Annotated in this window: 9 protein-coding genes; 3 read left to right on the forward strand and 6 right to left on the reverse strand. The window is 71.9% G+C overall.

What is annotated here, in order from left to right; genetic code table 11:
- The coding region (locus D7X74_RS33305; RefSeq protein ID WP_199741951.1) for a hypothetical protein at positions 1-997 on the reverse strand (997 nt) is incomplete at its 3' end.
- A gap of 522 nt (positions 998-1,519) precedes the next feature.
- On the opposite strand from D7X74_RS33305, the gene D7X74_RS45105 reads away from it, so the two are divergent.
- Positions 1,520-2,035 carry a DUF2058 family protein gene (locus D7X74_RS45105; protein WP_304984937.1) on the forward strand — a complete coding sequence of 172 codons (516 nt, stop codon included), beginning with the start codon at positions 1,520-1,522 and terminating at the stop codon, positions 2,033-2,035.
- Between the two features lie 102 nt (positions 2,036-2,137).
- Here D7X74_RS45105 and D7X74_RS33315 read toward each other — a convergent pair whose 3' ends face one another.
- Positions 2,138-3,319, reverse strand: a complete 1,182-nt coding sequence (locus D7X74_RS33315) for an acyl-CoA dehydrogenase family protein (RefSeq protein WP_120537039.1) — start codon at positions 3,317-3,319, stop codon at positions 2,138-2,140.
- A 53-nt stretch (positions 3,320-3,372) separates the two neighbouring features.
- Positions 3,373-4,377 carry a DUF1028 domain-containing protein gene (locus D7X74_RS33320; protein WP_120537046.1) on the reverse strand — a complete coding sequence of 335 codons (1,005 nt, stop codon included), beginning with the start codon at positions 4,375-4,377 and terminating at the stop codon, positions 3,373-3,375.
- A gap of 276 nt (positions 4,378-4,653) precedes the next feature.
- On the opposite strand from D7X74_RS33320, the gene D7X74_RS33325 reads away from it, so the two are divergent.
- Positions 4,654-5,418 carry an SDR family NAD(P)-dependent oxidoreductase gene (locus D7X74_RS33325; protein WP_120537040.1) on the forward strand — a complete coding sequence of 255 codons (765 nt, stop codon included), beginning with the start codon at positions 4,654-4,656 and terminating at the stop codon, positions 5,416-5,418.
- A 211-nt stretch (positions 5,419-5,629) separates the two neighbouring features.
- Here the strand turns inward: D7X74_RS33325 and D7X74_RS45110 are convergent, their stop codons facing one another.
- Both D7X74_RS45110 and D7X74_RS33335 read right to left on the reverse strand, forming a co-directional pair.
- Positions 5,630-7,417 carry a methyl-accepting chemotaxis protein gene (locus D7X74_RS45110; RefSeq protein WP_304984938.1) on the reverse strand — a complete coding sequence of 596 codons (1,788 nt, stop codon included), beginning with the start codon at positions 7,415-7,417 and terminating at the stop codon, positions 5,630-5,632.
- 245 nt (positions 7,418-7,662) lie between these two features.
- Positions 7,663-8,406, reverse strand: coding sequence for a PP2C family serine/threonine-protein phosphatase (locus D7X74_RS33335; RefSeq protein WP_120537042.1), 744 nt, complete (start codon positions 8,404-8,406; stop codon positions 7,663-7,665).
- A gap of 495 nt (positions 8,407-8,901) precedes the next feature.
- On the opposite strand from D7X74_RS33335, the gene D7X74_RS33340 reads away from it, so the two are divergent.
- The gene (locus D7X74_RS33340; RefSeq protein WP_120537043.1) at positions 8,902-9,975 is read left to right on the forward strand and encodes a hypothetical protein; all 1,074 of its coding nucleotides are present in this window, start codon (positions 8,902-8,904) and stop codon (positions 9,973-9,975) included.
- A 37-nt stretch (positions 9,976-10,012) separates the two neighbouring features.
- Here D7X74_RS33340 and D7X74_RS33345 read toward each other — a convergent pair.
- On the reverse strand, positions 10,013-11,313 hold a 1,301-nt coding region (locus D7X74_RS33345), incomplete at its 5' end, for a hypothetical protein (protein WP_370450831.1).

Below are 11,313 nucleotides of genomic sequence, written 5' to 3' on the forward strand. Positions count from 1 at the left end.
CCCCGTGGGTGGAGGGGGAGTCGCCGGGCTTGCCGCGCGGGATGCCGAAGTGGTCCAGCGCGTCCGCGATGCCCTGGGGCTTGTCCGCGTCCGGCAGGAAGTCCTGGGGCGGCGCAAGCTTCGGGTCCTTGCCAATCTCCGTCAGGCTGGACTCCAGCGTCATGCGCAGCTCGGCCGCCTCCGGGGTCTTCTCCTGCGGCACGCCGATGCGGCCATCCAGCCGGGCCTTGAGGACCACGGACGTGTCCGCGTCCACCAGCACCTCGCCCTCCAGGGAGCGGGGCAGCCGGTGCGTGAAGAAGTTGGCGCGGCGCTTCGTGGTCTCATCCGCGCCGGCGCGGGGCGCGAAGGCGGCGGGCATCTTCTGCGCGACGACGCCCTGCTGCTCGGGGCCCAGGGACACGGCGTACTTCCACGCGGTGCGGCCCTCGTGGGTGACGGTGCCGGCGGGGGTCAGCTTGATACGGCCCTGGAAGAGGCTGTCGAAGTCGCGGATGGCGCCCGTCAGCTCCGTGCGGGTGCGCTCGGCCATGCCCCGGTCGCGCAGGCGCTGGCGGTAGGGGCCGTAGCGGTTGCGCGCGAACACCTGGCCCTGCACGCGCATGACCTCCAGGCCCTGGTCGCGGGAGTTCTCCAGGATGCCGTGGAAGTCGCCGTTGACGCCCCCGGGGCCGGCGCGGAAGGAGCGCGTCTCCGTGAGCTTCACGGGGTTGTTGCCGTTGGGGCCGGCCCACTCGTAGCTCAGGGTGGACTGGAAGAAGTGCGGGCCCAGTCGCTCGGTGACCTCCGCGGCGTCCATGCCCAGGATGCGGCGCGACACCTGGGGGTTGTCCGCGACGTCCTCCGGCGGCAGCTTCTGCTTCGCGGAGGCGACGACCTTCGGCGGGTCCTCCGGAGAGAAGATGCGGGCCTTGGCCGCCTTGTCCACGGGGTCCGAGCAGCCGGTGGCGACCAGGACGAGGGCAAGGGCGGCGGCGGACTTCGGCAGACTTCTCACGGAACCTCCACAACAGGACGGCGGGGGCGGCAAGTTACGTGGGGCCCACAAGAGCGGCAAGCGGTGGCTTGCGTGCAGCCGTGCAAGGGATAGAACGCCCAACCCATGCAGAACCTGCGAGACAAGTTGTTGAAAGCGGGCCTCGTCTCCGAGGAGCAGGCCAAGAAGACCGAGTCTTCTCCCACGCCTCCGCGACGCCCGGCCTCCCCCCCTGAAGACAGCCGGGGGAGCGCTCCACGCGCGCCCGCCCACCGGGGACGTGATGAGAATCGGACATCGGGAGGCCCGCCGCGTCGAGACGACCGCGGAGGTCCGCCGCGCCGTGAGGGCGGTGGAGGCGCCGGAGGCCCACCGCGCCGTGAAGGCGGAGGCGCCGGAGGTCCGCCGCGCCGCGAGGGTGGTGGAGGTGCTGGAGGCCCGCCGCGCCGCGAGGGTGGAGGCTTCCGGGGACCGCAGGGCGGGTTCGCCGCGTCCAGCCGTCCGGGCGCGACCACCGACAAGCCCATCCCCAAGCTGCCGCCCATGCCGGGCTCCAAGGCCTACCAGCGCGCCGAGTCCAAGAAGCAGGTGGAGCTGGACCGGGCCCTGCGCGAGCTGGTCCTGGGCTCCCAGGTGCCGCAGGAGCCGGGCGAGACGACGTTCTACTTCATGACGCGCAAGGGGAAGCTGCGCCGCATGGAGCTGTCCCCCGTCCAGGCCAAGCAGTTGGAGGATGGCGAGCTGGGCGTGGTGGAGCGTCCGGAGCCCGCGCAGATTGAACACTCGCTCGTGCCCGCCGCCGCGGCCGAGCAGATGTTCCAGCTGTCCGCCAAGGCCGTGCGCTTCTTCAACCGCAAGGAGAGCCCCGTCGGCTTCATGAACGACGAGCAGCTCAAGGCGCAGCAGGCCGCGGAGGCCGCTGGCACCGCGCCGGAGATCCCCGACGAGCCGGAGGCCCCCGAGGCCAGCGACGCGTCCGAGGACACCGAGGCCGAGGCCGAAACCGAAGCTGCGGCTTCCGAGCCGGAGCCCGGCACCGAAGGCGGCACGCAGTCCTGATTTCCTTCCCGTGCCCTCCCCTCCTCCCACCCGGGAGCGAGGGGAGCGGCGCGGCCCTTCCACCGCCGACCTTCGTTCGACCGAACGCGTCTTCGTCGACGCTCAACCGAACGCGTCGATGCCGGTGATGGCCTTGCCCAGCACCAGCGTGTGCACCTCGTGGGTGCCCTCGTAGGTGAAGACGCTCTCCAGGTTCAGCATGTGACGCACCGGCGGGTAGTCGTCCGTGATGCCGTTGGCGCCGTAGATGCTCCGGGCCACGCGGGCGATCTCCAGCGCGCTCTTCACGTTGTTGCGCTTGGCCAGGCTCACCATCACGGGGTTGCTCTTCCCCTCGTCCTTGAGGCGCGCGAGCCGCAGGCTCAACAGCTGCGCCTTCACGATCTCCTGGAGCATGTCCGCCAGCTTCTCCTGCGTGAGCTGGTAGCCGGCGATGGACTTGCCGTCGAACTGCGCGCGGGACAGCGCGTACTCGCGCGCGCCCTCGAAGCAGGCGATGGCCGCGCCCGTCACCGCGAACGCGATGCCGGCCCGGGCGTTGTTGAGGCACGACAGCGGTCCCTTGAGGCCCACGACGCCGGGCAGCACGTTGCGCTCGGGCACGCGCACGTCCTGGAAGGACAGCTCGCTCGTGAGGGACGCGCGCAGGGAGAACTTGCCGGGAATCTCCCGGGCGCTGAAGCCCGGCATGCCCTTCTCCACCAGGAAGCCGCGCACGGACTCCGCGCCGCCGTCCTCCGTCTTCGCCCACACCACCGCGACGTCCGCGATGGAGCCGTTGGTAATCCACGCCTTGGTGCCATTGAGCACCCAGGTGTCCCCGTCCCTGCGGGCGCGGGCGCGCATGCCGCCGGGGTTGGAGCCGAAGTCGGGCTCGGTGAGGCCGAAGCAGCCGATGAGCTTTCCCTTCGCCATGCCTGGCAGGAAGCGCGCCTTCTGCTCCTCACTGCCGAAGGTGTGGATGGGGAACATGCACAGCGAGCCCTGCACGGACGCGAAGCTGCGCAGGCCGGAGTCCCCCCGCTCCAGTTCCTGGAGGATGAGCCCGTAGCTGACGGTGTTCATCCCCGCGCAGCCATACCCCTGGAGGTTCGCGCCCAGCACGCCCAGCTCCGCGAGCCCTGGCACCAGATGCGCGGGGAAGGTGCCGTCCCGGAAGTGCCGCCCGATGATGGGCAGCACCTCCGAGTCCACGAAGCGGGCCACGGAGTCGCGGGCGGCCTTCTCCTCGGCGGACAGCAGGTCGTCGATGCGGAACAGGTCGGTGATGTCGGCGCGGGGCATGCCGGGGTGCTTAACGTCGCACTCCCGGAGCCGTCAAACCCGCGCTCGCTGCGTCACTCGCCCCCGGGGATGAGCGCCTTCGGGTCCGCGTCCCGCAGGAAGTTGACCAGCGGACCATCGATCTTCCGCTGGCCGCCCACCACCACCGTGGGCTTGAGGAAGAAGAGGTTGCTCCAGTTGAAGTCAGACAGCGCCTGCTCGGCGGCGTCGTTCCAGGTCCCGTCCACGACACCGGCGTAGTGCCCGGTCTTGCTCAGCGCGGTCTTCACGGTCTTCGCGGTCGCCGCGTCGAGCGGGATGAGGTCCGACGCGTACGGCGCGGCGATGCCCGCCTGGTAGCGGTTCATCTCCACGTCCAGGTCCTTCAGCGCCGTCCGGCTGTTGTGCACGACGGCGTCCGCCAGCACCTTCGTGTAGAAGGTCGATTCGTTCTCCGAGGTCCAGACGCGGATGACGCCGGAGCGCTCGCCGTTGCGGTCCCGCCCCACGAGGGCCCCCGCCTTGAGCGACGCGAGCAGCCGCTGCGGCAGGCTCCCCTTGGCGCTCTGGAAGCCCGCGGCCATCGCGGTGCAGATGAGCGCGTTGGTCTGGTTGTTGGCCTGCACCACGAAGGTGGTGCCCTTCACGGCGCAGCGCTCCGGGGCGTTCTGCGCGCCGGTCTTCTGGCCCACCGTGATGGTGCCGTTGGCGTTGAGCTTCACCGCGGCGAGCTGGCGGTAGTCCGCGTACGGATCCACGGTGAACACGTAGTCGACGGCGGTCTGCGCCGTGTCGCCCGCGTCCGTGCGGGCGATGACCGCCTCGGCGTCATCCACCGAGGGGTAGAACATGGTGGCCACCGCCACGTCCGGGCGGCCATAGGGCACCAGGCCGCTGATGCCCGCGGGGAAGGAGATGCTGGCCACGCCGCAGGACTTCTCCACGGCGTCGCACGCGACGATGGCGCGCGTGCCCAGGACGCGCGGATTGACGGTGGCACCCGCGGGCGGCGCCGCGAAGGACTGGGTGGACGCCAGCAGGGATGCAACAACCAACAGGCCACGCTCAACGGACTTCACGCTCATGGTGCCTCGGGCAAGGCGCTCCCGTCGTCATGCGCCAGGCGCATGGAAGCAGGAGCCCTTTCGTCAGGGGGGAGTGACTGAGGAAACCGACCGGGCCCGCGAATCCTGGCCCGGTGGTGCTGCGCCATGAAACGCACGGCCTTCGCGCGCATATCGCGGGCGGCGAAAAAGAATCCGCGTGGAGGCAGGAACGCCGGGAAGGGAACGGAGCCCCCAGCCCGCGCGAACACGCGTCAACGCGAGGCGGGCGCGGGGCTATGCTTCCGGCCCATGGCAAGCGAGACGACGAAGACGGTGGTGGTGACGGGCGCCAGCCGGGGCATTGGCCGCGCGGTGTCCCTGGCGTTCGCGCGCGAGGGCTATGACGTGTGGGCGCTGGCGCGATCCGCGGAGTCGCTGGAGGCCCTGCGCAAGGAGGGCGGCGAGCGCATCCGCACGCACGCGGTGGACGTGGGGGACGAGTCCGCGCTGCTCGCCGCGTGCAAGGTCATCCTCGCGGGCGGGGCGCCCCGGGTGCTGGTGAACAACGCGGGCATCACGGTCTCCGCGCCGCTGACGAAGACGAGCACCGCGGACCTGGCGAAGGTGATGGCGGTGAACGTGACGGCGCCGTTCATCCTGTGCCGTGAGCTGATGCCGGCGATGGTGGCGGCGGGCGGCGGGCGGGTCATCAACATCGGATCCATCACCTCCACGCGCGGGGCGAAGTACACGTCCGCGTACTGCGCGTCCAAGCACGCGCTGCTGGGCCTGACGCGCGCGTTGGCGGTGGAGTACGCGCGCAAGAACGTCACGGTGAACAACGTCAACCCGGGCTGGGTGGAGACGGACATGTTCGCGGGCGCCACCGCCGCCGTCTCCAAGACGACGGGCCGCACGGAGGAGCAGGCGCGCGAGGCCCTGGCGTCGATGAACGCGATGGGCCGCATCATCCAGCCGGAGGAGGTCGCGGCGGTGTGCCTCTTCCTCGCCTCGGAGGCGGCGGGCGCCATCACCGGCGCGGCCTACGCCATCGACGGCGGCGAGGCGGGGTAGCCGAAGAGCCACGAACCGGGGGCGCGCATCAAGCGTCCTCGTCGTGACGCCCTGGCTCGGCACCGCGAAGCGGCCGCTTCGTGCGGCACGGGGCGCTCGTCGCGGGAAGCGGCAGGCGCCCGGCCGTCACCGCCCCGCGAAGCAGCGCATGACCCGCGGTACGGAACCTCGCGGCGAGGAGGCGACGTCCCTCCCGCCCCGCGTCCCACCGTCACAGCCGGTACTGACCCACGATGGTGCTCACGTCATGGGACGCGGTGGTGAGGCGCGCGGCGGCGACGGCGCTCGTGGCCACGCGCTCCACCGTCTCATCCGCCAACCGGGTCAGGTCGCTCAGCGCGGCGAACAGCTCCGCGATGCCCGCGTCCTGCTGGCTGACCATGTCCGCGATGCTCTTCACCGACTCGCTGTTGTTCTGGATGACCATGGCCAGCGCGCGCAGGCTCTCACCCGCCGCCCTCGCCTGGTCCAGGCCGCCCTCCACCTCGCGCGAGCCGCCCTCGCTCGTCTTCACCGCTTCGGAGATGGCCCGGCCGATGTCGCCGAGGATGGACTGCACGCGCGAGGTCGCCGTCGCGGACTGATCCGCCAGCGAGCGCATCTGCCGCGCCACCACCGCGAACGCCCGCCCCGACTCGCCGCTGCGCGCCGCCTCGATGGCCGCGTTGAGCGCCAGCACGTTGGACTGGTCCGCCAGGTCCTTCACCGTGCCGGTGATGTCGCCCACCTGCCGCGTGCGCTGCCGCAGCTCCGACACCGTGCTGGAGATGCGCTCCACCTGCGAACGGATGTGCGTGAGGCCCCCGACGCTGCCCGCCACCGCGGACTCGCCCGCCTGCCCCACCGCGCCCGCCTTCTCCGCCTCGCGCAGCACGCCCGTGGCCCGCTGCGCCGCCGCCCGGGAGCTCTCCTGGAGCTGCCGCGCCGCGATCTGCGTCTGGTGCAGCGCCGCCGCCTGCCGCGTCACCGCCAGGTTCTGGTCCGACGCGGACGTGGCCAACTCCAGCGCCGTCGCCTCCAGCTCCTGCGCGGACCCCTTGAGCGCCACCAGCACCGCGCGCAGCCGCGCCATCATGTCCCCGAAGGAAGTGGCCAGCTGTCCAATCTCATCCTTCGAGTGGACCTCCAGCGTGCCGCTGAAATCCCCTTCCGCCACCACCCGCGCCGCCGCCGCCGTCAGCGCGTGCAGGGGCGCCATCATCCGCCGCACCAGCAGGAAGACGCCCGCGCCCGCCAGCAGCGCCACCAGCAACCCGATGCCGAATACGCCCACCAGCGTGGAGCGCATCCGCGCCCACTCCGCCGCCGAGCCTCGCGCGAGCACCAGCTCCACCCCGTCCCCCACGTCCACCCGCGACAGGTGCAGGGCCGCGTCGCCCACGTCCACCGCGCCGCCATCCGCCACGCCGGAGGCCGCCGCCGACAGCAGCGCGGGCGCCGACACCGTGCGCACCGACTGCGCCACCAGCCGCGAGCCCGCGTGCAGCAGCGACTCCAACTGCTCACTGCCCGCGCCCAGGCGCCCCAGGTCGTCCGCGCCCAGTTCCGCCCCCACCACGAGATAGCCCACCGTGGCGCCGTTGGACTGGAGCGGCTGGGCCACCGCGAGCAGGGGCGCGCCCGTGGCCGGCAACAACACCTGCCCCTGCTTGCGCACCACCTTCTCCAGGCCGGGAAGACTGCCCTCCCGGGTGGACGCGAGGAGCGTTCCATCCGGACGCACGAGCGCCAGCAGGTCCACGCCCAGCACCGCGCGCTGATTGCCCAACAGGAGGGCCGCCTCCGGGCCGCCGGACGCCGCGCGCAGTGTTTCGCTGGCGAACGCCGGCTGGGTGGCCGCCACGCGCGACAGCTCCGTGAGGACCCGCACCTCCTGGTCCTTCAGCGCCTGCCAGCGGGTCGCGTCCCGCCCCAGCGCGGAGACCATCTCGGCCTCCACCCGCGAGCGCAGCGACAGGCCCATCAGCGACACGGTGCCAAGGGTGAGGGCGATAACCACGGCGGTAAGCGCCGCGGTCAAGCGCGCGGCAAGGCTAAGCGTCATACGCAACGGGCACTCGGTCGAGGGAGGGGGGTGACGCTGGGGGAGCCCCAGATTATCCCGGAAATGGAGAAGGATTGAAGTCCCTGTGTCTGACGACTCCCCCTCCGTCCGGCTGGACCCGCCCCGATGGGTCGCCGGGACCCGCCGACCCGACGGGTCCACTGCCCTGTCTTCCGTGAGTCCTGGCGTCCTGACGCGGATCAGGCCGCGGCGACGCGCAGCACGACGGCGGTGATGTTGTCGCGGCCCCCGGCATCGTAGGCGGCGGAGACGAGCGCATCACACGCGGCCTGGGCGGACGCGGCCTGCAACCGCTCCGTCAGCAGCTCCGGGCCCAGCGGCTCATAGAGGCCGTCCGAGCACAGGAGGAAGATGTCCCCGGGCTGCGTCTCCAGCCGCTGCACGGTGGGCTCCGCGTTCTCGGTGCCCAGGGCGCGGGTGATGAGGTGGCGCAGGTTGGCCGGGTTGCCGGGGGGCTCGCGGCCGGCGGCGCGCAGCTCCTCGATGAGCGAGTGGTCGCGGGTGAGCGACTCCAGGCGGCCCGCGCGCAGGCGGTACAGGCGGCTGTCGCCCACGTGGGCCACCGCCGCGCTCCGCTCTCCCACCGCGAGCGCCACCACCGTGGAGGCCATCTCCTTGAGCTTGCCCACGCGGCGCACGCGCAGGGTGCGCTGGGCCAGCGCGGTGCAGGCGGCCAGGTAGTTCTCCTCCCGGCTCTTCGCGGGATCCACCGCGTCCGGCCACGTGCCGTCCCGGTCCTTGTCCAGCCGGTCACTGAAGCCCGCGAAGGTGTCCACCACGCACTGACTGGCCACCTCGCCGCCCTCCTGGCCCCCCAACCCGTCCGCCACCACGAACAACCCACGCTCGGGCAGGACGCAGTACGCATCTTCGTTGTGCGGTCGCCGCCCGATGTGGGTCTGCCCCGCGCTCTCGAATCTCATGACTGCCGCCTCCTGGCTGGGCTCCCGTACAGCAAGCGGGAGGCCAGCGGCCATGCCTCTTCGCGCCCGGGACACCCGCGCCGGGTTTTCTCCTGAGAAAGACGCTCGGAGGTGCCTTCCCTGTGCCCCATGGCCCTCCCGTGTCCGCCGACCGACATCGCGCCCGTCCCCGCCCCGCACTTCCGGTGAGGGGCTTCGGGGGGACCGCCAGTGCGACCGTACCCGGCTTCGCGGGACGGAGCTGAACAGGAATCCAGTCCTGGAAGAAGGGTGGGCACCATGGCGATCGACGACTTGGAGGCAACCGGGAGGATGTCGCACCTGATCACATCACGGGAGGCAGGAGAAGGTATCGGTCATCGCGGCCGATTGTTGTTCGCGCTGCTCGCCTGCCGTCCCCAGGTGGATTCATTGGGACCCCCCTAGCAACTCCGCCCGGGCCCGGCGGACAATCCAGAAGCTGCCCGACGTGCGGGCCATCACCCGAGGAGAACCATGACCTCCATCCGCCGCGTGGGTTCTGGCATCTCGACATCGCGGGCCTACTCCATCTCCTCGCAGCTGGAGGTCACCGCCCCGGTGCGCAAGGAGCCCCTGGCGCCGGTGGACCCGGTGCGGCGGGGCTTCTCCGACGACAGCGACTTCCAGGCGGACGCCGAGGGCGACCTGAACAGCGCGCTGTTCGCGGACCTGGGCCCCGGTGAAGCCGCCCCGAACGCGGCGCACGGACGCGCGGGCGTGGAGGCTCCGGAGCCCCGGGCCGCCCTGATGGAGAACTCGCAGCTGCGCGCCTTCGCGGGCGTGAGCGAGTTCGAGGCGTCCGCGCCCTCGTACGCGCAGCGGCTGGGCATGCCCACGTCGACGCCGCTCATGCAGGCGCGGCTGGCCAACGCTCCCCGGCGCGCGGAGGAGGTGGAGACGGATCCCTCCATGGACCCGTCCGACATCCTGTCGCCCGACGCGGCCGCGTGGGAGCTCCAGAACCTGGACACGATGCCCCGCTCCGTCTCCGCGCAGGAGGCGGAGGACCTGCTGTTCCTCCTGGAGTCGGGCGACCTGTCCGGCCTGAGCGACGAGGAGCTGCGCGCCCTGAGCGAGGAGTCCGGCGACGACGCGGACCTGGACGCGTCCGGAGCGACGGCGGGCTCGGATGACTTCCTGGCCACGCTGGACGACAGCGTGCCGGACGTCGAGTACGCCGAAGGGTCGATGAACATCCCGCCACCGGATGACTTCCTGGCGGACGTGAACGACTTCACGCTGGAGACCGCCCCTGAAGCCCAGGAGGCGGCGCAGCCGGAAGCCCCGGCCGAAGCCGCGCCGGCCTTCACGCACGAGGACAGCGTCGTGGTGGCGCAGGACCTGAACGCGACCGCGCCGGCCTTCACGCACGAGGACAGCGTCGTGGTGGCACCGGACCTGGACGCGACCGCGCAGGCCGCCGGACTCCCGGTGGACGCCGCGGTGCTGGCCAGCGCCGAGGCCGACGTCGAGGACGTTCAGGACGCCGACCTCCTGGAAGCCGAAGCCGCCACCGCGCCTCCGGCGTTCCACCCGCCCGAGTCCTGAAGCTCGGGCGCGGCCACACCGCGCCCGGGTCCGTTTCTCAGGGCGCGGGCTTGTCCGCGAGCGCGGCGTCGAGCTGCTTCTGCGCCTCCACGACGTCCTTCCGCAGCTCGTTCGTGTAGCGGTCGCGCTCCGGGCTCTTCCACTCGGCGGGGGAGAACTGGTGGAGCGCGTAGTCACGCGTGGTGTGCACCGGGCCCCGCATCGTGACCATCAGCTCGCGGTCCGGGTCCCCCATCTCCTTGAGCAGGAAGCCCTCCACGTCGCGCAGGGTCAGCGGGAAGGTGGGGGCCTCGTCGCGGATGAGCTTGCCGAAGACATTGAGCCGCACCTCCTGCACGCCCTCCGCCAGCTCCTCGTTGAACGACACCGACGAGAACGGCACGCCCCCTTCGTCATCCAGGCGCGCGGACACCACGTACCGGCCCGCCTTGCGCACCTGGACCGTCAGGTACAAATCCAGCGAGCCCGCCTCCAGCACCTCGCGCACCCGGCGGGTGAACGTGGCCGGCGGCGAGGGCGTGTAGAGCACGTCGAAGAACGTCGCGTCCTCCAGTGAGCCGGAGCGCACCCGCACGTCCACGCGCAGCGTGCCGGAGAACATCGCGAAGCCCTGCCTCGAAGGCTGGAAGCTCCCGGTGAGCATCCCGTCCCCCGCCACCAGGTCGCCCGCCTGACCGCTGTCCCCGAAGGCGACCGGCACACCCGCCACGCCCCCTGAGCCCAGCATGTGGTCCGCCTCGTGCGCCACCGCGGACAGCACCTCGCACGGACGCGGCTCGCGGCGCGAGTCCTCGCACGCCACGGTGAGGAGCACCGTCTCATCGCCGACGACGAACACCTTGTCCTGCTTGAGCCGCAGCTGCACGTCGGAGGTGCCGTCCTGCGCGGCCTTCGGGCTCAACGGCCGCGTGCGCTCCGGCTCCGCCAGCTCCATCTGATCCGGATGCTCGCGGCTGGGCCGGGACTCGGGCGGATAGCGCGTGGCCGCCACGTAGGACTCCAGCGAACGCTGCGCGCGCTCCAGGCGCTTCTGCCACAGCTCGCGCCGGGCCTCGCGCTCACGGGCCTCCGGGCTGAGCAGCGACGGCGCCGCCGGCTCCACGGCCCCGGACGGCCCCGTCGCGCGCCCCGCCGGTGCCCGCGCCACCTCGTGTGGCTCGGGCTCCGGGAGGGGGGAGGCCTCCGGCAGGCCTCCGGGCATCTCCGCTCCCTCGCTTCCATGCCACCAGAACAACACCCCCACCCCGAACACCAAAGGCACCAGGGCAAGGAACCACCGGCCGCGTCGCAGCCAGGGAGAGGATGAGGCGGGGCCGTCGTCGGGGGTCATGTGAGGGC

The organism is Corallococcus sp. CA047B (assembly GCF_003612065.1).
GTDB lineage: Bacteria > Myxococcota > Myxococcia > Myxococcales > Myxococcaceae > Corallococcus > Corallococcus praedator.